Origin of the sequence: Microbispora oryzae (assembly GCF_017896165.1) — a bacterium.
In the GTDB taxonomy this organism is placed as follows: domain Bacteria; phylum Actinomycetota; class Actinomycetes; order Streptosporangiales; family Streptosporangiaceae; genus Microbispora; species Microbispora oryzae.
Window position 1 is genome coordinate 97,129 of record NZ_JAFCNB010000019.1, and the last position, 25,738, is coordinate 122,866.

The 25,738-nt window shown below is 71.1% G+C and carries 22 protein-coding genes; 7 read left to right on the forward strand and 15 right to left on the reverse strand.

The genetic code is table 11. From position 1 onward, the window contains the following. Positions 1–4: 4 nt before the first annotated feature. From JOL79_RS26910 to JOL79_RS26930, 5 genes are all read right to left on the reverse strand, one after another. Positions 5–1,207: a glycosyltransferase gene (locus JOL79_RS26910; protein ID WP_210158686.1), complete on the reverse strand. Its 1,203-nt coding sequence runs from the start codon at positions 1,205–1,207 to the stop codon at positions 5–7. 192 nt (positions 1,208–1,399) lie between these two features. After that, positions 1,400–2,446: an ABC transporter ATP-binding protein gene (locus tag JOL79_RS26915; RefSeq protein WP_210158687.1), complete on the reverse strand. Its 1,047-nt coding sequence runs from the start codon at positions 2,444–2,446 to the stop codon at positions 1,400–1,402. Then, positions 2,428–3,237, reverse strand: a complete 810-nt coding sequence (gene modB, locus JOL79_RS26920; RefSeq protein WP_210158688.1) for a molybdate ABC transporter permease subunit — start codon at positions 3,235–3,237, stop codon at positions 2,428–2,430. Before modB ends, JOL79_RS26915 begins: the two co-directional genes overlap by 19 nt. Next, positions 3,234–4,046 (reverse strand): molybdate ABC transporter substrate-binding protein, encoded by an 813-nt coding sequence (modA, locus tag JOL79_RS26925; protein WP_307848750.1) that lies wholly within the window; start codon positions 4,044–4,046, stop codon positions 3,234–3,236. Before modA ends, modB begins: the two co-directional genes overlap by 4 nt. Before the next feature lie 196 nt (positions 4,047–4,242). Next, positions 4,243–5,070 carry a class I SAM-dependent methyltransferase gene (locus JOL79_RS26930; protein ID WP_210158689.1) on the reverse strand — a complete coding sequence of 276 codons (828 nt, stop codon included), beginning with the start codon at positions 5,068–5,070 and terminating at the stop codon, positions 4,243–4,245. A 61-nt stretch (positions 5,071–5,131) separates the two neighbouring features. Between JOL79_RS26930 and JOL79_RS26935 the strand changes: the two genes are divergently transcribed. Further along, positions 5,132–5,722 carry a TetR/AcrR family transcriptional regulator gene (locus JOL79_RS26935; protein ID WP_210158690.1) on the forward strand — a complete coding sequence of 197 codons (591 nt, stop codon included), beginning with the start codon at positions 5,132–5,134 and terminating at the stop codon, positions 5,720–5,722. A 214-nt stretch (positions 5,723–5,936) separates the two neighbouring features. After that, positions 5,937–10,271 (forward strand): bifunctional nitrate reductase/sulfite reductase flavoprotein subunit alpha, encoded by a 4,335-nt coding sequence (locus tag JOL79_RS26940; protein ID WP_210158691.1) that lies wholly within the window; start codon positions 5,937–5,939, stop codon positions 10,269–10,271. Between the two features lie 40 nt (positions 10,272–10,311). On the opposite strand, the gene JOL79_RS26945 is transcribed toward JOL79_RS26940, so the two are convergent. Continuing rightward, complete coding sequence (locus tag JOL79_RS26945) at positions 10,312–11,085, reverse strand: TetR/AcrR family transcriptional regulator (RefSeq protein WP_307848751.1); 774 nt, start codon at positions 11,083–11,085, stop codon at positions 10,312–10,314. A 155-nt stretch (positions 11,086–11,240) separates the two neighbouring features. Here JOL79_RS26945 and JOL79_RS26950 point away from each other — a divergent pair, with 155 nt between their 5' ends. Next, entirely contained in the window at positions 11,241–12,251 is a 1,011-nt protein-coding gene (locus JOL79_RS26950) for an aldo/keto reductase (protein WP_307848752.1), read from the forward strand. A gap of 69 nt (positions 12,252–12,320) precedes the next feature. Here JOL79_RS26950 and JOL79_RS26955 read toward each other — a convergent pair whose 3' ends face one another. From JOL79_RS26955 to JOL79_RS26985, 7 genes are all read right to left on the reverse strand, one after another. Then, positions 12,321–14,282, reverse strand: coding sequence for an alpha-L-fucosidase (locus JOL79_RS26955; protein ID WP_210158692.1), 1,962 nt, complete (start codon positions 14,280–14,282; stop codon positions 12,321–12,323). Positions 14,283–14,552: 270 nt separating this feature from the next. Next, positions 14,553–15,647 carry a sensor histidine kinase gene (locus tag JOL79_RS26960; RefSeq protein ID WP_210158693.1) on the reverse strand — a complete coding sequence of 365 codons (1,095 nt, stop codon included), beginning with the start codon at positions 15,645–15,647 and terminating at the stop codon, positions 14,553–14,555. A gap of 38 nt (positions 15,648–15,685) precedes the next feature. Next, entirely contained in the window at positions 15,686–16,339 is a 654-nt protein-coding gene (locus JOL79_RS26965; protein ID WP_210158694.1) for a response regulator transcription factor, read from the reverse strand. 36 nt (positions 16,340–16,375) lie between these two features. Beyond that, positions 16,376–17,623: an ABC transporter permease gene (locus JOL79_RS26970; RefSeq protein WP_210158695.1), complete on the reverse strand. Its 1,248-nt coding sequence runs from the start codon at positions 17,621–17,623 to the stop codon at positions 16,376–16,378. Beyond that, entirely contained in the window at positions 17,616–18,353 is a 738-nt protein-coding gene (locus JOL79_RS26975; protein ID WP_210158696.1) for an ABC transporter ATP-binding protein, read from the reverse strand. Before JOL79_RS26975 ends, JOL79_RS26970 begins: the two co-directional genes overlap by 8 nt. After that, positions 18,350–19,414 carry a peptidoglycan-binding protein gene (locus tag JOL79_RS26980; RefSeq protein WP_210158697.1) on the reverse strand — a complete coding sequence of 355 codons (1,065 nt, stop codon included), beginning with the start codon at positions 19,412–19,414 and terminating at the stop codon, positions 18,350–18,352. Before JOL79_RS26980 ends, JOL79_RS26975 begins: the two co-directional genes overlap by 4 nt. Further along, entirely contained in the window at positions 19,411–19,890 is a 480-nt protein-coding gene (locus JOL79_RS26985; protein WP_210158698.1) for a hypothetical protein, read from the reverse strand. Before JOL79_RS26985 ends, JOL79_RS26980 begins: the two co-directional genes overlap by 4 nt. Before the next feature lie 273 nt (positions 19,891–20,163). Here JOL79_RS26985 and JOL79_RS26990 point away from each other — a divergent pair, with 273 nt between their 5' ends. Both JOL79_RS26990 and JOL79_RS26995 read left to right on the forward strand, forming a co-directional pair. Next, positions 20,164–21,363 carry an MFS transporter gene (locus tag JOL79_RS26990; RefSeq protein ID WP_210158699.1) on the forward strand — a complete coding sequence of 400 codons (1,200 nt, stop codon included), beginning with the start codon at positions 20,164–20,166 and terminating at the stop codon, positions 21,361–21,363. A gap of 89 nt (positions 21,364–21,452) precedes the next feature. Continuing rightward, on the forward strand, positions 21,453–22,334 hold the full coding sequence (locus JOL79_RS26995) for a D-alanyl-D-alanine carboxypeptidase family protein (RefSeq protein WP_230985549.1): 882 nt from the start codon (positions 21,453–21,455) through the stop codon (positions 22,332–22,334). Positions 22,335–22,374: 40 nt separating this feature from the next. Here the strand turns inward: JOL79_RS26995 and JOL79_RS27000 are convergent, their stop codons facing one another. After that, on the reverse strand, positions 22,375–22,764 hold the full coding sequence (locus JOL79_RS27000) for a VOC family protein (RefSeq protein WP_210158700.1): 390 nt from the start codon (positions 22,762–22,764) through the stop codon (positions 22,375–22,377). A 190-nt stretch (positions 22,765–22,954) separates the two neighbouring features. Between JOL79_RS27000 and JOL79_RS27005 the strand changes: the two genes are divergently transcribed. After that, positions 22,955–24,070: a ThiF family adenylyltransferase gene (locus JOL79_RS27005; protein ID WP_230985550.1), complete on the forward strand. Its 1,116-nt coding sequence runs from the start codon at positions 22,955–22,957 to the stop codon at positions 24,068–24,070. Next, positions 24,067–24,234: a hypothetical protein gene (locus tag JOL79_RS27010; protein ID WP_210158701.1), complete on the forward strand. Its 168-nt coding sequence runs from the start codon at positions 24,067–24,069 to the stop codon at positions 24,232–24,234. Before JOL79_RS27005 ends, JOL79_RS27010 begins: the two co-directional genes overlap by 4 nt. A gap of 110 nt (positions 24,235–24,344) precedes the next feature. Here JOL79_RS27010 and JOL79_RS35620 read toward each other — a convergent pair whose 3' ends face one another. Further along, complete coding sequence (locus JOL79_RS35620) at positions 24,345–25,736, reverse strand: sensor histidine kinase (RefSeq protein WP_210158702.1); 1,392 nt, start codon at positions 25,734–25,736, stop codon at positions 24,345–24,347. Between the last annotated feature and the right edge of the window lie 2 nt (positions 25,737–25,738).

Consider the following 25,738-nt stretch of genomic DNA (forward strand, 5'->3'; position numbering starts at 1 on the left):
ACGCTCACCCGGACCAGTCCCTGACGAGGCGTTCGGCGGCGGTCGCGGCGCCGTCGGCGCGGATCCGCGGGGCCAGGTCCCGTGCACGTGCCGCCACCTCGGGGTGCAGTGCGTGACCGAGCGCCGCGGACAGCGAGCCGGCGGTCGGTACGGCGGGAGGGTGCGCGGCTCCGACGCCGAGCAGCCGGACGCGCTCCGCCCAGTAGTGCTGGTCGTAGTGCTGGGGCAGGACGACCTGGGGCGCGCCCGCCCGCGCCGCGGCCGTCGTGGTGCCCGCGCCGCCGTGGTGGACGACGGCGGCCACCCGGGTGAAGAGCTCCTGCTGGTTGACGTCGTCGACGGCCAGGCAGTCGGGCAGGTCGTCCACCGGCGACAGATCGGCCCATCCACGCGACACGATCACACGTCGGCCGAGGCCGCGGGCCGATTCGATCATTACCTGGGCGATGCCGAGCGGCGCGCGAATGCTGCCGAAGCCGAAGTAGACGGGAGGCTCGCCCTTCCCGAGGAAGGCCTCCAGCGAGGGAGAGAGCGGACGCCGATCCGGCAGGATCCACGCGCCCGTCTGCACGACGTACGGGTCCCCCGGCTCGGGCCAGGGCCCGAGCACCGGATCGGCGGCCAGCCAGGGCCGGTCGGTGAAGATGTGGTCGCGCACGCCGTCGACCGGGGGAAGACCGGCCGACGCCCGGTGGGAGTTGAGCGACGCGCCCCACGTCGCGTCCCAGCGCCGCGCGTCCTCGGCCCAGAGGGCGCGGTCGTCGGCTCCCGGCGTCGGTTTCCACGTCGGCAGCGGAGGCGGCGCGTGGTGCGGGGACGGCAGGGTCACCGCGCAGAAACCCGCGTAGACGTAGCCGATCCCCATCCGCTCGGCGATCGAGCGGGCGGCGATCTGCAGGGCGCCGCATGCCACGATGACGTCGCAGCCCTCGGCCGCCGCCGTGATCGTGGCGAACTGGGCGCCGACCGTGCCGTCCACCAGCTCGCGCAGCCGCTCCGGAGTGGGCGGCGCCTGAGTGCCCGACGCGGTGCGGCGCAGCTCCGGTCCGATGGGCACGACCGGGATCCCGAGACCGTCGATCCAGTCGCGGAAGTCGGGAGGCACGCACACACGGACGTCCTGGCCGAGCGCGCGCAGCTCCGACGCCAGCGCGACCACCGGCTGCACCTCACCCCGCGTGCCGATGGCGGACAGCAGAACGCGCATGGAATCCTCCTGTGACAGCGTGGCCACGTCGACGGACGTGCCGGGGAAACGCGAGCCACGCGGACATCCGGCCCTGGTCAGCCGAGCCCTGGTCAAGAGCCCGGATCGGCTCACGGCCCCCGATTCTGCGCCCACACCCGGGTCTTGCCGCAAGCCCCCCTCTGCTCTATACGTTGAAAGTGGCGAGGGGTGTCAGGCCGGGTAGGCGTGGGTCTCCGTGGCCTTCACCGCCGCCCAGATCTCCTGCCCGGGGATGAGGTCGAGGTCGGTGGCCGCGGCCGGGGTGACGTCGGCCGCGAGCGGAAGCGGACCGCGCAGGTGGACGCGGATGTGATCGCCGTGCCGTTCCACTCCGTCGATGTGCAGTTTCCACAGGTTGCGGGGGCTTCCGTCGGGGCGGGTGCGGTAGAGGGCGACCGCGGACGGAGGGAAGGCGACGAAGGCGGGGCCGGTCACCCGCTCCGCCGTGCTGAAGCGCACGTCTCCTACGACGACCTGGTCGCCCCCGGCCTCGCCACGGTAGAGGTTGAGACCGACGAGGCGGGCGACGTAGTCCGTACGCGGATGACGGGCGATCTCCCCCGGGGTGCCGGACTGGACGACGCCGCCGTTCTCGATGACCACGAGCCGGTCGGCCAGCACCATCGCGTCAAGTGGATCGTGGGTGACCAGCACCGTCGCGCCGTCGAAACCGGCCAGGTGGCGGCGTAGTTCCGCGCGGATCTCCAGCCGGGTGTGCGCGTCGAGCGCGGCGAGCGGCTCGTCCAGCAGCAGCAACCGGGGCCGTACGGCCAGGGCGCGGGCCAGCGCGACCCGCTGCGCCTGCCCGCCGGACAGCCGCCCGGGGCGGACGCCGGAGAAGCCGGTGAGGCCGACGCGGTCGAGCAGGTCGGCGGCGATCCGGCGGGCCGCGGCCCGGCCGGCTCCCTGACACCGCGGCCCGAAGGCGACGTTGTCGAGTGCTGACATATGCGGAAACAGCAGGTAGTCCTGGAAGACGACGCCGATCGGGCGGCGCTCGGGCGGCAGGCGGTGCAACTCGACGCCCTCCAGCTCGACGGTCCCGCCGGCCAGCGGGGTGAGCCCGGCCAGGCCGCGCAGCGCGGTCGTCTTGCCCGCGCCGTTGGGGCCGAGCAGCGCCACCACCTCGCCGGCCGCCACGTCGAGCTCGACGTCGAGGCGGAACGGCGGGCGCTCGACCACCAGGTGGGCGCGCAGGCTCACGCGGAACCCACCCATCGGTCGCGCAGCCCGGCCAGCACGATCACCGAGACCGCGAGCAGCACCAGGCTGAGCACGATCGCGGCGTCGGGCTCGGTCTCCAGCGCCAGGTAGACGGCGAGCGGCATCGTCTGAGTGCGGCCGGGGAAGTTGCCGGCGAAGGTGATGGTCGCGCCGAACTCGCCGAGCGCCCTGGCCCAGCACAGCACGGCCCCGGCGAGCACGCCGGGCGCGACCATCGGCAGGGTGACCCGCCGGAAGACCGTCCAGCGGGACGCCCCCAGGGTCGCGGCGGCCTCCTCATATCGCTGGTCGCTGCCCCGCAGCGCCCCTTCCACGGCGATGACCAGGAACGGCATCGCCACGAACGCCTCGGCGACGACGACGCCCGCGGTGGTGAAGGGCAGGGAGACGCCGAACGTGTCGTACAGCCACTGCCCGGCGAGCCCGCGACGGCCGAGCACCAGGAGCAGCGCGACGCCGCCGACGACCGGCGGGAGCACGAGCGGCACGGTGACCAGCGCGCGCAGCAGCCGCCGCCCGGGCAGCGCCGTGCGGGCCAGCAGCCAGGCCAGCGGCACGCCGAGCAGCAGGCAGACCGCTGTCGCGATGGTCGCGGTCACAAGGGAGAGCCGCAGTGCCTCCAGCACCTGCGGCTCGGCCAGCTGACGCGGCAGGGTGGACCAGGGGGCGCGGACCAGCAGCCCGGCCAGCGGGAGGACCAGGAAGGCCAGGCCCGCGAGCGCGGGTACGACGAGCGGCCACGGGGTGCGGCCCGTGACGGCCCTGGTTCGCGCCCGCACGGTCACGGCGCCTGGAAACCGGCCTTGGTCAGCACGTCCGCGCCCTGCGGCGAGAGGACGAGATCGACGAACCCCTTGGCCAGGTCGAGTGCGGGAGCCTTGGTGAGCACGGCGACAGGGTAGTCGTTGACCGCCTGGGCGGCCTCGGGGAAGTCGATGCCCTTGACCTTGCCGGCGGCGGCGATCACGTCGGTCCGGTAGACCAGCGCGGCGTCGACCTCGCCGAGCTCGACCTTGGTGAGGGTCGCCTTGACGTCCTGTTCCAGGGTGACCGGCGTGACCTTCAGCCCGGCGGCGTCCAGTGCCTTGATCGCGGCGGCGCCGCAGGGCACCTGCTCGGCGCACAGGGCGACCTTCACCTTCGGGTCGGTGAGGTCCTTGAGCGACTCGACCTTGGCCGGGTTGTCGGCCGGGACGGCGATCTGCAGCGTGTTCTTGACGAACACGGTGGGCGACGCGGCCAGCCCGGCGTCGGTCACCGTGTTCATCGTGGCCGGGCTCGCCGCGGCGAAGACGTCGGCGGGCGCGCCCTGGGTGATCTGCTGGGCCAGGGTCGCGCTCGAACCGAAGTTGAAGGTCACCTTCGTTCCCGGATGGGCACTCTCGAACCGCCTGCCCAGCTCGGTGAACGACTCGGTCAGCGACGCCGCCGCGAACACCGTCACGGACGAGGCGCCGGCCGCCGCTCCCGAGGCCGGAGCCCCGGACCCCGGATCGGCCGTGCCGGAGGAGGAACCGCACGCCGTGAGGCTCACCGCTGTAACGCTCACCACCGAGGCGAGAACGGCGACCAGGGAGAGACGCTTGAGCACCACAGTTCCTTCCGCTGCCTCCCGACGCGGGCGCGACCGGGGATCCCTACGACGCCGCGATCGACGGCGGCACACCACCGCCCCCATCACCCTACGTCGCAGTTGCAGGTCGATTATGACCATTCGAAAGGCATAGCGGAATCCCCAGCCTCGATCACCTCGCATCTGCGAGGTATCCATACGTCGACCGACCGGCCGTTCAGCGTCGCGCGCCGGTGACGGCGACGGTGGCGTAGCGCATCACGAACGCGCCCCCCATCGCGTCGACGGCCGCCCCGACGGCGTCGAGCACCTCCGCCTGCCGGTCGGCCGGGACCCGGGTGAGAGAGCCCAGCGTGGGCATCTGGTCGAGCCACGCGTCCCGCGTGTAGGTGTGCTCCCAGTCGAACCGCCACTGCTCCGGCCCGCCGAAACCGCCCGCCTCCCGCATCCCGCCGGCGGCCTTGTCCATCATCGCCTGGTAGGCGTCCAGGGGGCTCGCCGCCGCCCCGAGGTCGAACGGCGAGTCGGGCACCGCCCGCTGATAGGCGGTGACCAAGGCGTCCGCCACCTCGGCCGGAGGCTGGGCGACGTGCCAGAACGCGGCCAGCAGGCCCCCGGGACGCAGCACCTGGGCCGCCTTGGCCGCACCCGCGACCGGGTCGACCCAGTGCCAGGACGTGCCGGCGACGACCGCGTCGAACGTCCGGCCGGCGGCGTCCCAGGCTTCGAACGTGGCCACCTCGACCTCGATCCCCGTACGGCGGGCGAAGGCGGCCATCCGCGCGTCCGGCTCGACGCCGAGCACCCGGCAGCCGGCGTCGCGGAGCTGCCGGGCCTCGATGCCGGTGCCGCAGCCGACGTCGAGGACGTCGCGGCCGGGGCTCGCGGCGACAAGCCGGTCCACCAGGGCGCCGGGATAGGCGGGCCTGGCCCGGTCGTAGCGTTCGGCGTCGACGCCGAACGACTCCGCTATCTCTCGGGCATGATGAGTCTCACGAGACGCGGTCGCAGAGGAGCGCGCCTCCCCAGGGGGCAGAGTGGGCATGTGCCCACCCTAGTGGGCACATGCCCACTCGGGCAACGGGTGAGACGGAGGATGACGCACGGTGCCTACGGGAGTAGCCATCCGCGACGTGCGCGAGCAGCTCTTCGACGCCGCCGACCGCATCCTGCTCAGGGACGGGCCGAGCGCGCTGACCAGCCGGGCCGTGACCACCGAGGCGGGCTGCGCCAAGGGCGTCCTCCACCGGCACTTCGACGACTTCGACGCGTTCCTCGCCGAGTTCGTGCTGGACCGGGTCGAGCGGATGAGCCCCCAGGCCGCCGCTCTGCGCGAGTCCGCCGGGGCCGGCACCGTCGTCGGCAACCTCGCGGACGCGCTGACGGCCCTGTTCGGGTCGGTCGCGGTGGCGGTCGTCGCCCTGGTCACGTTCCGGGACGAGCTTCGCGCCCGGCTGCGCCGGACCTGGCCGGCCGGCGTCCCGGTGCTGACGGAGGCGTGCGACATGATCGCCGCCTATCTCGCCGCGGAGCGCGATCTCGGCCGTATCGCGGCGGAGGTTGACATCGACGGCCTCGCGCCCGCCCTGATCGGTTCCGCGCACCTGCTCTTCGCCGACCGGACCGGCACCCCGCCGGACGCCGAGGCCGTTCGCAAGGTCGTGACGACGGTCGTCGGCGGCGTCGTACGCGCGTGATCGGAGCCTGACGGGAGCGCCCGCCGCGGACTCCGCGTGGCCGTCTGACAACGCCGGTGATGAGCTTGTAACAGTGGGGCGCGGCACTTTGTGACGCGCGCGTAACGTCTTTTTCTTACTTTTCCGTCGTTGGATCCAGATCCGCCCGCTGCGGCCGTGGCACCTCCCCGCTACTCGGTGGACGCCGCCGTGCCCCCGCTCAGGAGAAGGGCCGATGACGACGTCAGACCCGAAGTCCGCCACACGTGTGAAAACCGTCTGCTCCTACTGCGGCGTCGGCTGCGGAATCGTCCTCGATGTGGCGGACGACGCGAACGGACGGCGCAGGGTCGTCAAGGCGTCCGGAGACAAGAGCCACCCCGCCAACGCCGGGCGACTGTGCACCAAGGGCGCCACCGGCGCCGACATGCTCGCCGCGCCCGGCCGGCTGGAGACCGCGCTCGTCAGGGCCGCCCGCGGCGCCGAACCCGCCCCCGCGGACGTCGACGAGGCGATCACGGCGACCGCCCGGACCCTGCGCCGGATCCTCGACGAGCACGGGCCCGACGCGCTGTCGTTCTACGTGTCGGGGCAGATGACGCTGGAGGCGCAGTATCTGGCCAACAAGCTCGCGAAGGGCTTCGTCGGCACCAACCAGATCGAGTCGAACTCCCGGCTGTGCATGGCCAGCGCGGGCAGCGGCTACAAGACGTCGCTCGGGTCCGACGGGCCGCCCGGCTCCTACGAAGACTTCGACCACGCCGACCTGTTCTTCGTCATCGGCTCGAACATGGCCGACTGTCACCCCATCCTGTTCCTGCGGCTGATGGACCGGGTGAAGGCCGGCGCGAAGCTCATCGTCGTCGACCCCCGCCGCACCGCCACGGCCGACAAGGCCGACCTGTTCCTGCGGATCAATCCCGGTACGGACCTGGCCCTGCTCAACGGGTTACTCCACCTGCTGGTCGAGGGCGGTCACATCGACCACGAGTTCATCGCCCGGCACACCGATGGCTGGGACGCCATGCCGGACTTCCTGCGGGACTACCCGCCGGACAAGGTGGCCGCCATCACCGGCATCCCCGAGGCCGACCTGCGCACGGCCGCGCGGTGGATCGGCGAGGCCGGGGAGTGGATGAGCTGCTGGACGATGGGGCTCAACCAGAGCACCCACGGCACCTGGAACACCAACGCGCTGTGCAACCTGCACCTGGCCACCGGCGCGATCTGCCGGCCCGGCAGCGGCCCCTTCTCCCTCACCGGCCAGCCCAACGCCATGGGCGGGCGCGAGATGGGCTACATGGGTCCCGGTTTGCCCGGACAGCGCTCGGTGCTCGTGGAGGACGACCGCCGCTTCGTCGAGGACCTGTGGCGGATCCCGCCCGGCACGCTGCGCGCCGAGGCCGGCCAGGGCACCGTCGACATGTTCTCCCGGATGGCCGAGGGCCACATCAAGGCGTGCTGGATCATCTGCACCAACCCCGTGGCCAGCGTCGGCAACCGCAGGACCGTCATCGAGGGCCTGGAGGCCGCCGAGTTCGTCGTCACCCAGGACGCCTACGCCGCCACCGAGACCAACGCGTACGCCGACGTGGTCCTGCCCGCCGCCATGTGGGCCGAGACCGAGGGCGTGATGATCAACTCCGAGCGGAACCTGACCCTGCTCCGGCAGGCCGTCGAGCCCGCAGGACAGGCCCTGCCGGACTGGCTGATCATCGCCCGGGTCGCCCGCGAGATGGGATTCGCCGACGCCTTCTCCTACGAGAGCGCCGAGGAGGTGTTCGAGGAGATCAAGCAGGCGTGGAACCCGGCGACCGGATACGACCTGCGCGGCGTGACCTACGACCGGCTGCGCGAGACACCCGTCCAGTGGCCGAGCGCGCCGGGCGGTGGCGAGCGCAACCCGATCCGCTACCTCAACGACGGCGGCAGCCAGACGCCCCGCACCCTGCCGGACGGCAGCCGCCCGCGCCTGTCCTTCGCCACCCCGAGCGGACGGGCCGTCTTCTTCCCCCGGCCGCACCTGCCCGCCGCGGAACTGCCCGACGACGCCTTCCCGTACGTCCTCAACACCGGCCGCCTCCAGCACCAGTGGCACACGCTGACCAAGACCGGCAAGGTCGCGAAGCTCAACAAGCTCAACCCCGGGCCGTTCATCGAGATCCACCCCGGGGACGCCGCGGGGCTCGGGATCGCCGAGGGCGACCTGGTGGCCGTCTCCTCCCGCCGCGGCCGGGCCGTGCTCCCCGCGGTCCTCACCGACCGCGTCATGCCCGGCAACTGCTTCGCGCCGTTCCACTGGAACGACCTGTTCGGCGAGTACCTCAGCGTCAACGCCGTGACCAGCGACGCCGTGGATCCCATCTCGTTCCAGCCGGAGCTCAAGGTGTGCGCGGTCTCCCTCGCGAGGATCGCCCCCGAGCCGTCCGCCGCCGTCGCGCCGCCGACCGCCGTCACCGAGACCGGGCCCGGTCCTGACCCCCGTGGGGAGACCGGTGGGGAGTCCGCCGTACCGGTGCGCTCCGGCCCCCTCTCCGGGCCTGCCGGGCCCGTCGCCGCGCTGGCGGGTCTGCTCGGCCTCACGGATCTCGCCCCGCCGGTGCTCGCCGACCACGAGCGCCGTTACCTGTCCGGCTTTCTGTCCGCCCTCGGCGGCACGGCGTCCGCGGGCACGGCCGTACCGGTCCTGCCGGAGCAGACCCCGCTCGACCCCGCCCACGCGCTGTGGATCAACGGAGCGCTGGCCGGGGCGTTCTCCCGCCTCGCCGCCCCCCTGTCGCCGCCGCCCGGGCCGGCGAACAGACCGGCGGACGCGCCGGGCTCCGCGGACGAGGCCGCGGTGGAGGTACGGGAGATCGTCGTCCTGTGGGCCTCCCAGACCGGGAACGCCGAGGACTTCGCCTCCGTCGCCGCCCGCCGCCTCACGGAGACGGGCCGCAACGCCCGGCTGGTGAGCATGGACGACTGCACCCCGGCCGCCCTCCCCCGCGACGCCGACCTGCTCGTCATCTCCAGCACCTTCGGCGACGGGGAGGCACCCGACAACGGCACCGCGTTCTGGGACGCGCTCGCCGATCCGGAGGCGCCGCGCCTCGACGGGGTGCGTTACGCCGTGCTCGCCTTCGGCGACTCCAGCTACGACGATTTCTGCGGTCACGGGCGCAGGCTCGATGCGCGCCTGGAGGAGCTCGGCGCCCTGCGGATGAGCCCACGCGTCGACTGCGAGCCCGACGATCAGCAGGCGGCGCTGAGCTGGCTGGACGGGATGCTGACCACGCTCGGCGACACGGCCCCCGCCTCGGCGCCTGGACCGGACGGGCCCGTCGGGGGCACGTACGGCGTGGACCCGGGCAGCGGAGGCACGAGCAGCGGCGACTTGACCGCTGAGGGTACGACCGCCGGGGGCGCGTCCGGCGAACTCGCGGTCACCGGTGAGCTGACGGCGTCCCCCGGCTCCGGCAAGGACTCTCCCTTCACCGCCACGTTGACCGGCAACCGGCTGCTCAGCCTGCCCGGCTCGGCCAAGGAGGTGCGGCAGTTCACGTTCGACACCGCCGGAGAACTCACCTACCGGGCCGGGGACGCGCTGGGCGTGCTGCCGGTGAACGACCCCGGGCTGGTCGCCGAGTGGCTGGCGGTGACCGGGCTCGATCCGGCGGACGAGGTGGAGATCGCCGGGCTCGGCGCCCTTCCGTTCGGCGTGGCCCTGCACCGCCATCTCGACATCACCAAGATCACGCCGGGCCTGCTGCGCTTCGTCGCGGAACGCACCCGCGACCGCGACCTCACCCGCTTCCTCCGTCCCGGCAACAAGGGTGAGCTGGAGAAATGGACGTGGGGCCGCCAAGCCGTGGACGTCGTCGGCGAGCTCGCCGTCCGGGCCACCGCCCAGGAGTGGGCCGGCGTCCTGAAGCGCCTGCAAGCCCGGCTCTACTCCATCTCCTCCAGCCCTCTGGTCAGCCCCCACGAGGTGCGTCTCACGGTGTCCGTCGTCCGGTTCCCCAACCCTCGCGGGACCGTGCGGAAGGGAACGTGCTCCACCTATCTGGCCGACGGCGCCGGGGACGTGGGGGTGCCGGTGTTCGTCCAGCGCACGAGCCATTTCCGTCCTCCGGCCGACCCGGCGACCCCGATGGTGATGATCGGGCCGGGCACCGGGATCGCGCCCTTCCTGGGCTTCCTCGACGAGCGCAGGGCGCTCGGACACCGGGGCCGCAACTGGCTGTTCTTCGGCGAGCAACGGCGGGCGACGGACTTCTACTACCGCGACGAACTGGAGACCATGCGGCGCGACGGCATGCTGACCCGCCTCGATGTGGCCTTCTCCCGCGACCAGCGCTCGAAGGTCTACGTGCAGGACCGCATGCGGGAACACGGCGTCAAGCTGTGGGCGTGGTTGCAGGACGGCGCCCATCTCTACGTCTGCGGCGACGCGAGCCGGATGGCCAAGGACGTCGACCAGGCCCTCCAGGAGATCGCCGTCACCCACGGCGGCCTGAAGCCCGAGGGGGCCGCCGAGTACGTCAAGAGCCTGGCCGCGGCCAAACGTTATGTCCGCGACGTCTACTGAGTGACCCCCGCCTGGGGGTGGCGTCCATCGAGGCGTCCGTCTACTGAGGCGGCTCCGGCGCCCGCGGCAGGCTGATGCGGTCGAGCAGTTCCTCCAGCAGGCACAGCTCACCGCGGCTGAAGCGATCGGCGACGTCCGGGAGGACGGCCCTGAGCGCCACGGCGCGCGCGGCTGCCGTGCTCGCGCCGTGGGCGGCCGGAGCGTGTTCGACGGGGCCTATCGTGATCGCGTCGAGGACGGCGTCGCGGACGCCGATGGACATCACCGAGCGCGAGGCGGTCGCGGGGTCGGCTCCCGCGGCGATGAGGGCGAGCACCACGCCCGACCCGGCGGAGTGGACCATCTCTGCGGCGGCGTCGACGCTCATGCACAGCCGACCGGCCCCCGCGACGCGGCGGACGGTCCTCCGCAGGGCCTCGTGCACGTCTCCGGCCACGGCCCAGGCGCCTCCCGGCCGCGGGTTTCCGTACATGAGCGCGTACATCGCCTGGTGGGCCATGCCGAAGTCGACGTTACGGTCCCAGCCGACACGGAGCTCCTCGACCGGGTCGTCCATCGGCTCGCGGGCGGTCTTCTCGGCGAGGTAGTCGGCGAAGCCCCGGCGCACCACAGCGTCGAGCAGCCCCTGCATGTCGCCGAACTGCCGGTAGATGGTCTGCGCCTGCACTCCGGCCGCCGCGCTCACCGCCCGGGTCGACACCGCGTCTCTGCCCTGCTCGTCGAGGAGCGCCATCGCGGCGCGGAGGATGCGCTCCCGCGGGCTCTCCACGGCCTTGTCATCCATGGTCTTGTGATCCATGGCCTTGTCGTCCACGTGAGCAACGATAACGGATATCCGTGATCGATGTTGCGTTATCAGTGATGCTGTGGTTCAGTGGTCATCGATCACATCGCCTCCCGGTGGGAGCGCCGGCCGGTTCCGCCGCGCCCATGCCCCCGTCGGCCGGAGTCAGCAGGCAAGGAGAACGCGTGGCCACCATCCCCACCCGCAAGCTCGGCACCGACGGCCCCGAGGTCTCGGCCATCGGCCTCGGCGCCATGGGCATGTCCGACCTCTACGGTCCCGCCGACGAGCAGGAGAGCGTCGCGACGCTGCACGCCGCCATCGACGCGGGCGTCAACCTCATCGACACCGGCGACTTCTACGGCTCCGGCCACAACGAGATGCTGATCGGGCGGGCGCTCAGGGAGCGCCGCCGCGAGGACGTCGTGATCAGCGTGAAGTTCGGGTCGCGGCGCACGCCCGACGGCGCGTTCCAGCCGGTCCCCTATGACGTGTCGCCCGCGGCGGTGAAGGACCGGCTGGCGTACTCGCTGCGCCGCCTCGGCACCGACTACATCGACATCTACCGTCCCGCGCGGCTGAACCGGGAGATCCCGATCGAGGAGACGGTGGGCGCGCTGCTGGAGATGCGGCAGGCCGGATACATCCGGCACATCGGCCTGTCGGAGGTCGGGCCGGAAACGCTGCGCCGGGCGGCCGCGGTGGCGCCGATCAGCGACCTGCAGATCGAGTACTCCCTGGTCTCCCGCGGCCCCGAGAACGCCATCATCCCGGCCCTGCGCGAGCTCGGCATCGGTCTCACCGCGTACGGCGTGCTCTCCCGCGGTCTGCTCAGCGGCCACTGGACGCCCGAGAGAGAGCTGGCCGCCGGCGACTTCCGCGCCAACAGCCCCCGCTTCCAGGGCGAGAACCTGGAGGCGAACCTGCGTCTGGTCGGCGCCCTCTCCAGGATCGCCGAGCGGATCGGCGCGACCACGAGCCAGGTCGCCATCGCGTGGGTCGCGGCGCGGGGCGACGACATCGTCCCGCTGGTGGGCGCCCGCCGCCGCGACCGGCTGACGGAGTCACTCGCGGCGGTGGCCCTCACCCTCGACGAGGACGTCGTCGCCGAGATCGAGGCCGCCGTTCCGGCGGGAGCCGCGGCCGGTTCGCGGTACGCCGCCCCGCTCATGGCCACGCTCGACAGCGAGAACTGATCGGACGTCGGCCGGGGGCCCGCGCGTGCGGGCCCCCGGCCCGATGTCACCTCCGCCTCGTCCGATAGGTCAGGGGCTGGTGCAGGTGGCGGTGGGGGTCGCCGCGGTGCCGCTGGCGGTGAAGCCGAACGTCGTCGACCCGCCCGCCGCGATCGACCCGTTGTAGTCGGCGTTGCGGACCGTCACCGACGAACCGGACACGCTCTGCGTGCCGTTCCACAGACTGCTGATCGTCTGACCGCTTGGCCACGTCCACTTCACCGTCCAGCCGTTGACCGCCGAACCGCCCGCCCGGACCGTCACATTCGACTGGAACCCACCCGGCCATGAGTTCGTCGTCTCAATCGTCGCCGAACACGCACCCGTCACCGGAACCGACGGAGACACCGACGGAGACACCGACGGAGACACCGACGGCGAAGCCGACGGGGACGATGACGGAGACACACTCGGGCTCGCGCTCGGCGACGGCGTGCCGGTCGAACCGATCTGGCCGTTGAAGGTGAGCTTCACGACGTAGGCGAGGGCGGAGTAGGGCTGGTTGGGCAGCGTGATGTGCAGGCCGCTCCCGTCCTGGTTGCGGTTGGGCAGGTTGATGTAGGTGCCGGCGGTGTTGCCGATCATCTCGACCCTGCTCAGGTTGGACAGGTTGACCTTCCCGTTGGCCAGCGAGGCGAGGTTGAGGCTCGCCCCGTTGCCGGGCCAGCCGAGCACCGTCGCGTACAGCACGGTGTTGTCCTTGCTGCGGGTGTAGCGGATGTCCTGGGCGGTACCGGCCCGCGGCGTGGTGAACGACCCGCCGCCCATCTTCGTCGGGCCCTCCCCGTACGTGCTCCAGGCGCGCGTGGAGTAGATCGACTCACCGTTGCGCTTGAGGTAGGTGCCGATGGCGTTCAGCACGTCCTTCTGACCCTGCGGGATGGTCCCGTCGATCATCGGGGAGATGTTCAGCAGCATGTTGCCGTTCTTGCTCACCCGGTCGATCAGCGCGTGCAGCATGGCGGGCGCGCTGTAGTAGGAGATCCCGTTGGTGTAGGACCAGCTGGAGGCGCTGATGGCGTCGTCGGTCAGCCAGTACGGGTACTGGATGCCGGCCGGGCCGCCGCGCTCGTAGTCGTACACCTCTCCCTTGTTGTCGAAGCCGTCCTTGTAGGTGGCCACGACCTCCTTGCCCCAGGAATTGGCCTGGTTGTAGTAGTACGACAGGAAGTTCAGCCGCTTCGACTCGCTGATGCGGCTGAGGTTGAAGTCCTGCCAGAGGATGTCGGGCTGGACCTTGTCCACGACCTCCTTCAGCTTGTCGTACCAGAGCTGCTCTTCGGCTGTCGTCCCCAGCTGCCCGTACAGCTTCTTCAAGGAGTTGGACGACTGGGTGGGCACATGATCGTAGTAACCGGTGAAGTTGTAGGCGTGGTGCATCGACACCAGCAGCTTCAGGTTCTTGGCCCGGATGGCGTCGGCGAACAGTTGCAGCAGGTCGAGTTTCGGCCCCTTGGCGGCCGAGTTCCACTCGTTCACCGAGCTGTTCCACATCGAGAACCCGTCGTGGTGCTCGGCCACCGGCCCGGCGAATTTCGCGCCGGAGTCGGCGAACAACTGCGCCCACTCGTTCGGGTCGAAGTTGCCACCGGCCGACTTCAGCTTCGGCGCGAACTGCACCCAGTTGCCGGCCTTGTCCCGGGCCCCGTCGATGAAGTTGTTGTACGGCCACACAGACGGGTCGCCGTAGACGCTCTTGTGGTGATTGTTCTCGTTGGAGCCGCCGACGTACATGTTCCGCGGGTACCACTCGCTGCCGTAGGCCGCTGTGGCGAAGGCGCCCCAGTGGAAGTAGATGCCGAACTTGGCGTCCTGGAACCACTCCGGCGCGGCCGGATGCTGGTCCACCGACGCCCAGGTCGGCTGGTAGGTCGTGGGAGCCGCGGAGGCGGAGCCGGTCAGGCTCGGAATCGTGAGAAGGGCTCCGGTGAGTAAGGCACTACCGGCGAGCGCGGTGCGTCTGCGAAATGCCGACGCCATGGTGGGGGGCACGCTGTCTCCCGAAGAGTATCGATGACGACCATGACAGTCCGACGCGTCAGAGATCCGACGTTAGAGCCGGTTTGCCCCCTGTCAAAGCCGTAAATAAGCCCACCAATCAACGTAGACATAGGATTAATTCGTGCGCGGACTTCCCTTCGGCGCCCCTCACCAGGGATTCGGCCGACCACGACACCCGTGCACGGACCTCTCCCGAGGACAGAAGCGATATAGCACGGAGGCTTCTGAAGTGAAACGTTCAGGTCACCGGCGGGATCGATTTCAATCCGCCGAATAGCGGGGAAACCGCACCGTCACGGTGAGACCGCCGCCATTCCGGGGGGCGGCCTCGGCACTCCCGCCGTGGGCGCGGGCGACGGCCCGCACGATGGACAATCCGAGTCCCGCTCCGGCCATCGAGCCGGTGCGGTCGGCGTCCAGGCGGCGGAACGGCTCGAACAGGCCCTCCACCAGCGCGGGCGCGATCTCCAGGCCGGTGTTCTCCACCGTGATGAACGATCCGCCGGGATCCGTCCCGGTGCGTACGGAGACCGTCGCGCGCTCGTCGTTGTACTTGAACGCGTTGTCCACGAGATTCGTGATCACATGCTCCATCAGCACAGCGTCGCCCACGGCGAAGGCGGGGCGGAGATCGGCCTCCGTCGCCGGGTAGCGGGCGAGCGTGGCGCGGACGAGCGCGGCCAGGTCCGCCCGGTCGCGTTCGGTCAGCTCACGCTCGGTCCTGGCCAGCGTGAGGAGGCCCTCGATGAGGCGCTCCTGACGGACGTTCCCGGCCAGCAACTCGTCGCGCACCGGCCGTAGCGGCGCCGGAAGCGCGTCGTCGGCGAACGCCACCTGGAGCAGCGCGCGGTTGATCGCGAGAGGGGTCTTGAGCTCGTGCGAAGCGTTGGCGACGAACCGGCGCTGCCCGTCGAAGGCACGGTCGAGTCGTTCGAGCATGGAGTCGAAGGTGTCGGCGAGCTCCTTGATCTCGTCCTGCGGTCCCTCCATCCAGATCCTGCGGTGGAGCGTGCTGTCGGACAGCCTGCGCGCGGTCTCGGTGACCCGCTGGAGGGGCGCCAGAGCCCGCCGCGCGACGACCCAGCCCACGGCCAGACCGGCCAGACCGACGATCACGGCTGCCAGAATCGACCACGACAGGGTCGAGGTGATCACACTCTGCCGGTAGGCGTCCACCTGGGCGGCGAACTGGTGGGAGAGTACGCGTCGCACCGCCTCGGCGGACATGCCGCCGACGTCGAACCGGCCCTGCTCGGCGAGGGACTCGGTGAAGGACTGGTTGACGATCCCGGAGACGACGAAGAAGTTGACCACCAGGAGGAGCCCGGCGGCGAGGAAGCACAGGCTGCCGTACACCGCGGTCAGCCGCCATCTGACCGGCAGGCGCCCGCCGCTCAGAGCCGATAGCCGGCTCCGGTGACCGTCTCGATCACCGGAGGGTGTCCGAGCTTCCGCCGCAGCGTCCCCACGGTCACCCGGACCGAGTTGGTGAAGTAGTTGATGTTCTCGTCCCATGCCTTCTCCAGCAGATTCTCGGCGCTGACCACGGCGCCCTCCGCGCGCATCAGGACCTCCAGCACGGCGAACTCCTTGGGACTGAGCGCGACGTAGCGCCCGTCCCGGAAGACCTGGTGCCGCGCGGGGTCGAGCGTGATCCCCGCACGGTTCAGGACGGGGGGCGTCCGGGTCGGCACCCGGCGCGCCAGCGCCCGTAGCCGGGCGACCAGTTCCGGGAAGTCGAACGGCTTGGCCAGGTAGTCGTCGGCGCCGATCGACAGCCCCTCCACCTTCGAGCGCAGATCCCCGGCCGCGGTGAGCATGATGATCCGCGCCGGAAGCCGCTCCTCGGCGAGCAACCGGCACACCTCGTCTCCGTGGATCTTCGGCAGGTCCCGGTCGAGCACGATCACGTCGTAGTCGTTGGCCATCGCCCGTTCCAGCGCCGCGTCGCCGTCGTAGACGACGTCCACCGCCATCTTCTCCTTGCGGAGTCCGGTCGCCACGATGTCGGCCAGGACCCGCTCATCCTCCGCAACCAGCACACGCATGGCCCAATGCTCCCAAGAAACCCAACGTACGGACGCTTACGTCGTGGACAGAGCCGCCGTGGGCGGCATCCGAGCCGCTCGCGCGGCCGGGTAGATGCCGGCGACCACGCCGACCGCAAGCGCCGCCGCGAGTCCGCCGCCGAGCACCCACAGTGGCACCACCGACGGCAGGTCCCGCCAGAGGGCGTAGCCGTACGTGGCGAGCGCGCCGAGCAGCCCTCCGCCGATCCCGCCCATCCCGGTGAGGAGCAGTGACTCCGCCAGGAACTGGATCCGGATCTGGCCGCGAGTGGCACCGAGAGAGCGGCGCAGGCCGATCTCGTGCCGCCGTTCCAGCACCGAGATGACCATGGTGTTGGCCACGCCGACGCCGCCCACGAGCAGCGCGACCCCACCGACGCCGAGCAGCAGATTGGTGAAGGCCCCCGCGACGGCGGTCCTCGCCGCGAGCACGTCGGACGGGCGGCTCACGGTCACCTCCTCCGGATGCTCCGGGTTGGCGGTGCGGGGAAGCACCCCGCGGATGTCGGCGACGTACGCGTCCACGCATCTGACATAGATCGTCGTGGGGAACCCGTCGAAGCCGAGGAACGCGCCGGCGGCGGGGAAGCCGACGAGGGCCGACACGTCGATCTCCTCGGCGAGCGGCGATTCGCGCAGCACACCCACCACCGTCCACCACTGACCGTCGATCCACACCGCGTCCCCGGCCGTTACGCCGAGACGCTCCGCCGCCGTCGCGCCCAGCACCACCGCCCGCTGCCCGGCGGTGAACTCGTTCAGCCAGGCTCCGGCCCGGATGGTGGTCTGCAGGGTGCGCGGCAGGTCCAGGGAGGCGGCGCGCACCTGGAGACCGCCCGTGTGGGTGCTGGGAATCCGATCGTTGCGGAAGATCGGAACACCGGTGTCCCCGGTCTGACCGGCCATCTGGATCGGGTCCATCGCGCGGATCATCGTCATCGCCCGCTTCGGCAACTTGGACTCCCCACCCAAGATCTGCTGACCGGCGCCGACGGTCAGCATGTTGGTGCCGAGCCGGTCGAGCTCCCCCAGCAGCCGGGCCTGACTGGAGGACGACACGCCCAGCACGGCGACCATGGTCGCGATGCCGATCGCGATCCCCAGCGCGGAAAGGATCACCCGGGTGGAGCGGGTGCGCAGGCCCTGCGCACCCAGCCGCGCCACGTCGCCCGTGCTCAACCGCGCCGGCGTGAGCCGTTCTCGCCCGCCCGCGTCACGACCCCGCCGTCCCCTCTCGTACGGCACGGCGGCCCGGTCACTCATCGCCGCCCGCCCTTCCGCCGCCCGGCCGTACGCGCCCCGCGAGGTCGTGGCCGGACGACTCGTCGGCGACCACGCGGCCGTCGCGTAGCCGGATCCGGCGGGGAGCCGCGTCCGCCACATCGCCGTCATGCGTGATGATCGCCACGGTGGTGCCCGTCGCGTTGAGATCCCGCAGGATCGACAGCACCTCGTTTCCCGAGGCGGTGTCGAGGTTGCCGGTGGGCTCGTCGGCCAGCAGCAGCGACGGATCGCCCACCACGGCGCGGGCCACCGCCACCCGCTGCCGCTCTCCGCCGGACAGCTCGTTCGGCCGATGGCCGAGCCGATGTTCGAGGCCCACCCGAGTGAGCGCCAGGCCGGCTCGTTCCCGGCGTTCCCGGCGGGACACCCCGGCGTAGAGCAGCCCGTCGGCCACGTTGTCCAGCGCCGACACCCCCTCGGCCAGGTGGAACCGCTGGAACACGAACCCGATCCGGCGAGCGCGCAGCGCCGACAGCTCGCGGTCGCCCAGTGCCGCCACGTCGTGGCCCGCGATGCGGACCACGCCGCCCGTCGGGTGGTCGAGCGTGCCGATCAGGTGCAGCAGGGTGGACTTGCCCGACCCCGACGGACCGACGATCGCGATCATCTCGCCGGCCGCCACTCGCAGGCCGACGCCGCGCAGCGCGCTCACGCCCCCGGGATATTCCTTGGTAACGGCGGTCAACTCGATCACCAGATCCGTGTTCATCCCTCGGGCACCTCGACTCTCATGCCCTCGCCGAGGCCGGGGCCGGATATCTCGACCCGGCTCAGCGCGTACAGGCCGGTCTTCACGGAGACCACCCGGGTCGTCGTGCCGTTCACGACGCGCACGCCGTATCCCCCCTCCCGGAGCGCGAGCAGCGCCTCGATCGGCACGGAGAGCACGTTCCTGTGCCGTTCTGTCCGCAGGAGGACCGACACCGGCGCCTGGTCGAGCCGGCCCAGCCGGCCCGTCACGACCGCCTCGACGTCGATCGTCGCCTGAGCGTCCTTGCCGGCCGCGACGGTGGCGGTCGCGCCGACCGCCGAGATCCGGCCCTTCACCGTGCGGCCGTCCGGCAGTTCCACGGTCACCGCCGCCCCCTTGCGGGCGAACTGCTGGTACGACGCCGGGAGCTCTATGTGGACGGTCCGCCGGGTGCCCGTGGTCGTGATCACGGACCGGCCCGCGACGTCGCCCTTCACCGCGGTGTCGGCTGCGATCCGGAGCGCGGCCGAGGCGACGACGATCTGCGCCGAGTCCACGGCGCCCGTCGCGCTCAACCGGTTGTCGTCCTGCCACTTCCGCACGGCTCTCGCCGTGCGCCACGTGTAGTCGGGATCCACCGGGCCGGGGTCGTAGCCGAGCGCTCTGAGGTTGCGTTCGAGCTGCTCGACGTCCGCTCCGCGGGTGCCGGGCAGGAGGCGCCGGTACATCGGGATCGATCCGTACATGAGGATGACGGGACGCCGCTCGACCTCGTACAGCCACTGTCCCCTGTGGACGACCGATCCTTCGGCCCGCGTCCTCGTCACGATGCCCGTGGCGAAGTTGGGCAGAACCCGCCGCCCCGGATAGCCGAGTGTGCCGCCGACCTGCCTGCTGTCCACCAGGTCGGAGCGGGTGATCTCCGCGGTCGCGGGTGGACGCCGGTTCGCGTCCGCCGGGACCTCCGCCTGCCGGTTCGCGACGATCGCCGTGACCCCGCCGCCGACCACGACCGTGGTGACAGCCACCGCCGAGACCACCGTGGCGACGGCCGGCAGGGCCCTGGCCCGGCGGCTCACCGCTGATCCGGGGCGAGAAGGGCCTGACACGCCTTCTGCGCCGCCTGAAACGCCGGCGAATCCTTGCCCACGCCGTCCGGTGCCGTGATCCTCACTCCGCCCCTGGAGTCCAGCTGCGGGTCGGGCATGTCCATCCCGTGCTTGCGCACGCAGGCGGCGTACCGGAGGGCCCGATCGAGCATCTTCTTCTTTTCGTCCGCGGAAAGACCGGGCAGGACCGGCGCGTACCGCTTGCACGCCTCCTCCGCTTTCCGGCCGGTCTCCGGGTCGGATCCCCGTACGCTCAGCTCGTTGTCGTTCTGCACGACGGTGAGCCCGTGGTCACGCAGGCACGAGGCGTATTTGGCGGGATCGCCCGACGCGGCCGCGCCTCCTCCGGGGGAGGCGACAGCGGGGCCGCCCGCACGGCCACCGCACGCCGCGAGCAGAAATGGGGTCGCCGCGAGCGCGACGACGAGAGCGCGCTTTTTCTTCATGGCATATTGCTAAACCGGCGGCACTAAAAACCCGTTAAGCGAATTTGCTTAACCCTTCTTTATCCGGTTTCCGGGACCGCCTCCGCCGGCCGGCGTCCCGGTGTGGCTACCCGCTTCGGACGACGACCCCGGGGCCGGGGCTCGTCCGGCGAGCGGGACCTGAAGTAGCATGACGCCGCGTCCGCGACGATCACGCGACGCACGGCCGGCGGCTCCCCCGGGCCCGGCCTCTCGGGACCAGACCGCGAGGCCGCTCGAACCTCGGGAGGTCGCGTGTCCGCTCTCCGGCACCGGTCGTGGGCGCCTGTCGCCCTCGCGTACGCCGCGTTCGTCCTCGTCGGGTTGAACGCCGGGGTGGGCGGCGTGCTGCTCCCCGCGCAGATCCGCGACTACGGCCTCGACAAGGCCACGGTCGGGACCACCTTCTTCGCCTTCTCCGCCGGATTCATGCTGGCCGGTTCGACCGCGGGACCGCTGATCGAGCGCTTGGGCCTCCGGACGACCATGTCCGTGGGCGGAGGCGCGTTCGTCGTGGCCGGACTCGTCACCGCCGGCCGGCCGCCGTTCCTGGCCCTGGTGGCGATCCAGGTGGCCGCCGGATATGGCACGGGCATCCTCGAATCGGCGCTCAACGTCTATCTGACCGACCTGCCGGGCGCGACGACCCTGCTCAACCGGCTGCACGCGTTCTTCGGCGTGGGCGCTCTCCTCGGACCGGTGCTGGCCGCCTGGATCCTCGAGCACCAGCCGTGGACGGTGGTGTGGCTGGTCCTGGCCCTGACCTGCCTGCCGCTCACGGCCGGATTCCACCTGCTGCTCCCGGCGCGGGAGAGCCGGGCCGCGCGGGCCGCCCGGGAGCCCGGCCCCGGTCTGCTGGCCACGGCGTCGCGGGAACCGGCCGTGCTGCTTGGCGCGGTGTTCCTCGCCGTCTACGTCGGCCTGGAGATCAGCGTGGGCAACTGGGGGTTCAGCTTCCTGGTGGACGAGCGCGGACACGGAGACCTGCTGGCCGGATACACCGTGTCCGGCTACTGGCTCGGGCTGGCTCTCGGCCGTCTGGTGATCAGCCCCTTGGCGGCCCGTCTCGGCCTGACCGACACGGGCATGACGTTCGCCTGCCTGACCGGGATCACCGTGTGCGGCCTGCTGGTCTGGGCCGTGCCCGCTCCCGCCGCCGCCACCGTGACCTTCGCGCTCCTCGGCTTCTGCCTGGGCCCGATCTTCCCGACCACGATGGCCGTGGCGCCGCGGCTGACCACCGCCCGGCTGGTCCCCACCGCGATCGGGCTCCTGAACGGCGTGTCCGTGGTCGGCGGCGCCGTGTTCCCGTGGCTGGCCGGGGCGATCGCGCAGGGCGTCGGGGCATGGACGCTGCCGCCCTTCGCGGTGGCGCTGGCTCTGTTACAACTGGTGCTGTGGTGGCTCGTGACAACGCGCATGGTGCGCACCTCACTGCCCACTCGTCCCACATAACGCAAGAATCATCGACTTTCCATTTCTTTTGCCGTTTTTTTCCGTAAATCAGGAAAAGGATGGCGAAACGTCATGGCAGCCTGAACCGCATGTTCAGCAGGAAACACTTCTCGGCAATGCTCATTGCCGCCTTTGCCCTGCTCATTGGGATTTCCACACCCGCCCTCGCCGAGCCGGTCGCCTTCGCGGCCGCGCCCGCACGCGTGGTGGCGGCGCCACCGGTCTACGGAAACGCCGACTACCTGCTCGACGCGACGAGCGGGAAGGAGCTCCTGGCCAAGAACGCGGGTGAGCGCATGCCGATCGCAAGCATCACCAAGGTCATGACGGCGTACATCGTGCTGAAGGAAGCGAAGCTGACCGACAAGGTCACCGTCAAGGCGCAGGACGTGCAGTACGCGAACGACGGCGGCGGCACGACCGCGGACCTCCGGGGAGGCGACCGCGTCCCGGTCGGCGACCTCCTCTACGGCCTGATGCTTCCCTCAGGCGCGGACGCCGCCCACGCCCTGGCCCGCACGTACGGCCCCGGAGTGGACGCCTTCGTCGCGAAGATGAACGCGACCGCCAAGCAGCTCGGCCTGAACGACACTCACTACGTCAACCCCGACGGCCTGCCCACACCCCACGGTGACGGCTACTCCACGGCGCGGGACCAGGCGCGGCTCGCGGCGGCGGCGCTGAGCGACCCGACGTTCCGCAAGGTCACCTCGACCCGGCACTACACGGCGCCGGCCACCGGGGACCACCCGGAGTACAACTGGACCAACACCAACGAGATGCTCGGCCAGCCGGGGGCGATCGGCGTGAAGACCGGGTTCACCCAGGCCGCGGGCTTCTGCCTGACCTTCGCCGCGGACCGGGACGGGCACAGGTTCATCGGCGTGATCCTCGGTGAGGAGAACTCCGGCCGCCGGTTCGACACCGCGGAGACGCTGCTCGACTGGGCCGGCGACGCCCGGGCCAGGTAATCAGAACGCCCCCAACCTCAATTCGGACATCGTCACAGCGTCAGTCGTCCCAGCGTTGGGCGTTGCTGTCGTTCAGAGAGCCCGGAGGTTGGGGGATGACGCAGAAGGGCAGCCCGGCGGGGTCCTCCATGACGTACCAGTGGTCGTTCACCAGCGGCAGCCGCCGGGCGCCGAGGGCCTCCAGCCGGGCGACCTCCGCTTCCAGGTCGTCGGTGTGGATGTCGAGGTGGACGCGCGCGGAGCCTGTGCCGAGCCGCTGGACGAGCATGGCGAAGACGTCATCGTGCAGGACGGCGCCGTGATACTCCGGGTACCGCTCGAGGGGAATCATCGTCTGACCGGTCGCCTGCTGCCAGAACATCAGTTCCTTGTCGTGATCGCCCTCCGGCACATCGATCACGACCTTGTAGAGCCTGCTGTAGTGCGCCATATCCCTATCCTCCCGGAGTATCCGAGTGCGCCGATCATCGGCGTCGCCGACACCGGGCCGGGCGCATGCCGTCTTTGGGACAGTGCAACGGAACATCACGCATGGATAGCCGTCAAAGGTTGACATAGCGGATTTACCACCAGCACTCTTGCACCTGTCAGTTCCCGGCGCCGATCACGAAGAGGTCGCCTTGCGGTTCCCGCGAGTGAAAGCCGAGCACCGCCCCCACAAGTTCGGAGACGACAGGATCCGCATCGGCGGGTCCATCTACGGCGTCGCCGGGGAGATCACCGACCCGGACGGCTACGCCTGGGCGGCTCTCGGGGCGATGGACGGCACCAGGACGCCGGGAGAGATCGCCGCCCGGCTGCGCCGCCTGTTCCCGAGGCTGACGGAGGCGGACGCCGACGGGGTGGTCGACCTCCTGATCAAATCCGGATACGTCGAGGACGCCGACGACCAGCCGCCCGAGGAGCTGAGCCAGGCCGAGCAGGACAGATACTCGCGAAACCACGCGTTCTTCCGGCGTACCGACCTCACCCCGCGCGCCCGCAGCTGGGACGCGCAGCTGCGGCTGAAGCGGTCGCGCGTGCTGGTCCTCGGGCTGGGCGGTACCGGGAGCCACACGGCCTGGGCCCTGGCCGCCTGCGGCGTCGGCGAGATCCACTGCGTCGACCGCGACACGGTGGAGCTGTCGAACCTCACCCGGCAGGCGCTCTACCGGGAGTCCGACATCGGCAGACCCAAGGTGGAGGTGGCCGTCGCCCGGCTCGGCGAGGTCAACTCCGGGGTGCGGATCACCGGCGAGAGCCGGGCGATCGAGCGCGATCAGGACATGGTGGAACTCGTACGCGGCTTCGACGCCGTCGCCATGTGCGCCGACGAACCCGGCGGCCGTGGCGGAATCCGGCTGTGGGCCAACCGCGCCTGCTTGGCCGCCCGCGTCCCCTGGGCGCTCGGGGGGTACAGCGGCCCGCTGGTGAGCGTGGCCGCCTTCGACGCAGGCGGCCCCTGCTACGAGTGCCTCACCGCCAACATCGACGCCTCTCTGGCGCCCGGCATCCCGGTCGACCTGGGCGGCCCCGGGGTCATCGCGCCGTCCGCCGGCGTGTCCGGCCACCTCACCGCCCAGGCCGTCATCTCGTTCCTGACGAAGATCCCTGAGAATCCCGGGTCGTACGTGACAGGGGTGAACCTGATCGCCCCGGACCAGCATGTCTACACGCGGCCTCTGGCCGCACCCGACTGTCCCGCCTGCTCCCGGGGCGCGCCGAACGCCGCGCCCGCGGGAACGATCTCATCGTGACGACGAAACCGCGCGCGAGAGAAGGGAAGTGGATGGAACCTGTCGAATCCCTGACCCAGAACGAAGACGTCGCTACGGAGCAGCAGGCCGCCGTCAAGATCACCATCCGGCTGCTGGGTAAGGCCGAGAGTCCGCACATCTACAGCGGCAATTCCAACAGCTGAAGTCCGGGCCGGGCGGCGTCCACGCCGTCCGGCCCGATCCGTCTCCGGGCACGGCCGTCGAGACGGGCACGTCTCGGCCGGAACGCCGCGAACAGAGTGCGGGGAAGGGATCAGCGCCGGGCGAGCGGCAGCCGGAGAACGAAACAGGCGCCCAAAGGGGAGTCTTCGATCACGAGCGTCCCGCCGTGGGTCTCCGCGATCTCCCGGGAGATGGCCAGGCCGAGACCACTGCCGCCGGGATCCTTGCGGCGGCCCTCGTCAAGCCGGACGAATCTGACGAAGACCCGCTCGCGGTCCTCGGGGGCGATGCCGTTCCCGTCGTCGGTCACCCGCAGCACCGCCCGTTCCCCTCCCGCGCAGATGCTCACCGCCACGGCCGTGGCGGCGTGCCGCTGGGCGTTGACGAGCAGGTTCTCCACGAGCCGCTGCAGTTGGATGCGCGAGCCCCGCACCTTCACATCGGGCCGGCAGACGACGGTGATGGGCGGACGGCGGGCCCGCGCCCCGGCCACCTCGCCCACGAGGACGCTGAGGTCGATCACTTCGGGCGGCTTGGGGTCGCTGGCGCGCAGACGGGCGAGCACGAGCAGGTCGTTGATGATCGCCTCAAGCCGGTCGGTCGTCACCAGCGCGGACCTGATCGCCTTGTGCGAGTCGACCTCCCGCGGGTACAGCAGCGCCTCCTCCAGGCCGGCGCGCAGGCCGGCGATGGGCGTGCGCAACTCGTGAGAGGCGTCGGAGGCGAATCTCCGCTGCTGCTTCACGGCTGCCTCGAGCCGGGCGAGCGTCTCGTTGGCGGTGCTGGCCAGCATGGAGATCTCGTCCCTGCCGGGTGGCATGGGCACGCGGAGGCTGAGGTCGCTCACGGTGATCTCGGATATCCGGGACCGGATGTCCTCCACCGGCCGCAGCGTGCGGCCCACCAGGCTCCAGGTCATCCAGATGACGAGTCCCAGCACGGGCAGGGCGCAGGCCGCGATCCCGACTTCGAGCAGGTGGCCTGCGAGCAGGGCGGGTTCGTACAGGGCGGCGTAGATGTACGGCGAGTGCACGTCAGGAGTCACCCGGATCGCCATCACCATGATGCAGCGCCCGTTCGTCTGGCACTCGCGGCGGCTCTTGAACCGGTCGTCAGGAGGCGGGCGCACGTGGGTCAGCGGTTGCATGCCCCGGACGGCCTTGCTCGCGGCGATCACCCTGCCCTCGGCGTCGGTCTCCTGGATGAGCTCGACCCGGGAGTTCACGGGGATCGTCCGCGGCACCGTCCCCGCCCGCGCCGCGGCGCTCCACTGCGTCGCGATGTGCTCGGTGTCCCGATAGGCGTCGGTCTCGGCCTTGTAGCGGGTCACCACGTCGAGATACGCACCCACCACACCCAGGAAGACCAGCGAGAGCGCCGCGGCGACCAGCGTGTATCGGGCCCGGATCGACCGCGGGCGCGGCAGGCGCGCGAACATCTTGCCGACCTGGCCGTAATGCCGGTCCGCGATGGCACCGCTCACCA

Excerpts from the sequence above, each read along its gene's own strand:
- JOL79_RS26930 (WP_210158689.1), bottom strand. The coding sequence starts at position 5,070 with ATGCCCACTCTGCCCCCTGGGGAGGCGCGCTCCTCTGCGACCGCGTCT.
- JOL79_RS26915 (WP_210158687.1), bottom strand. The coding sequence starts at position 2,446 with ATGGGTGGGTTCCGCGTGAGCCTGCGCGCCCACCTGGTGGTCGAGCGC.
- JOL79_RS26985 (WP_210158698.1), bottom strand. The coding sequence starts at position 19,890 with ATGAAGAAAAAGCGCGCTCTCGTCGTCGCGCTCGCGGCGACCCCATTT.
- JOL79_RS27000 (WP_210158700.1), bottom strand. The coding sequence starts at position 22,764 with ATGGCGCACTACAGCAGGCTCTACAAGGTCGTGATCGATGTGCCGGAG.
- JOL79_RS26910 (WP_210158686.1), bottom strand. The coding sequence starts at position 1,207 with ATGCGCGTTCTGCTGTCCGCCATCGGCACGCGGGGTGAGGTGCAGCCG.
- JOL79_RS26970 (WP_210158695.1), bottom strand. The coding sequence starts at position 17,623 with ATGAGTGACCGGGCCGCCGTGCCGTACGAGAGGGGACGGCGGGGTCGT.
- JOL79_RS26975 (WP_210158696.1), bottom strand. The coding sequence starts at position 18,353 with ATGAACACGGATCTGGTGATCGAGTTGACCGCCGTTACCAAGGAATAT.
- JOL79_RS26995 (WP_230985549.1), top strand. The coding sequence starts at position 21,453 with ATGTTCAGCAGGAAACACTTCTCGGCAATGCTCATTGCCGCCTTTGCC.
- JOL79_RS26965 (WP_210158694.1), bottom strand. The coding sequence starts at position 16,339 with ATGCGTGTGCTGGTTGCGGAGGATGAGCGGGTCCTGGCCGACATCGTG.
- JOL79_RS26940 (WP_210158691.1), top strand. The coding sequence starts at position 5,937 with ATGACGACGTCAGACCCGAAGTCCGCCACACGTGTGAAAACCGTCTGC.